Below are 900 nucleotides of genomic sequence, written 5' to 3'. Positions count from 1 at the left end.
CTATTGACAAACTTTCCACCTAAGGGTTGGTTGTCTTATGAGGATCTTAAGGCAATTCGTCCAGACATGATACAGCTCACCGTTCAAGGCGATAGGCATGGTGGCTCGGCTGTAGACTATACGGTTAACCCGGCCATTGGCTTACCGTTTTTGACAGGCCCCTCTGATAGTAACTCGCCAACGAATCACGTACTTCCTGCCTGGGATCTGGTGACAGGACAGATGGCTGCACTGGGCTTGTTAGCTGCAGAGCGTCATCGTTATCGCACAGGTGAAGGACAGCACACTAAGATTGCTTTGGCTGATGCGGCCATGGCAGTGATGGGGCACTTAGGATTTATTGCTGAAGCGCAGTTAGGAGAAGAGCGTCCACGTTATGGAAACTATCTCTTCGGTGCGTTTGGACGAGACTTTACGACATCTGATGGCGAGCGTGTCATGGTGATTGGCTTGACCAAACGCCAGTGGAAGTCCTTGTGTATTGCTACAGAAACAGCTGAAAAAATGGACCAGCTAGCGGCAACGCTAGGACGTGATTTTTCTCAGGAAGGTGCTCGCTTTGAGTCTCGTGATGAGATTTCGGCTTTATTTTCTGACTATATTTCTAAGCGCAGTTTTAAGGATATTGAGTCTCGCTTCAATGAAAACGGAGTTTGTTGGAGTAAGTATCAAACGGTTAAGGAAATGGTAGATAGTGACCCGGAATGCTCGCTAGACAATCCAATGTTTAACCAAATTGATCAGCCTGGTGTTGGTTCATTCAGAGCAGCAGGAGCTCCTTGGAACTTCTCGGCATTTGAACGCCAGCCTGCGCAACCGGCGCCAAAACTAGGGCAGCAAACCGATGAAGTGCTTTCTGAAGTGGTTGGTTTGAGTAGTGCTGAAATTGGCCGCTTACAC

The 900-nt window shown here is 48.4% G+C and carries 1 protein-coding gene; it reads left to right on the top strand.

Annotated elements, in window-relative coordinates; all coding sequences use genetic code 11:
* Positions 1-900: CoA transferase (locus tag A3763_RS03590; RefSeq protein ID WP_082880365.1), on the top strand; the 900-nt coding region annotated here is incomplete at both ends.

The sequence above is a fragment of the Oleiphilus sp. HI0128 genome, assembly GCF_001635365.1.
This window is presented reverse-complemented; position numbering and strand designations above follow the sequence as displayed.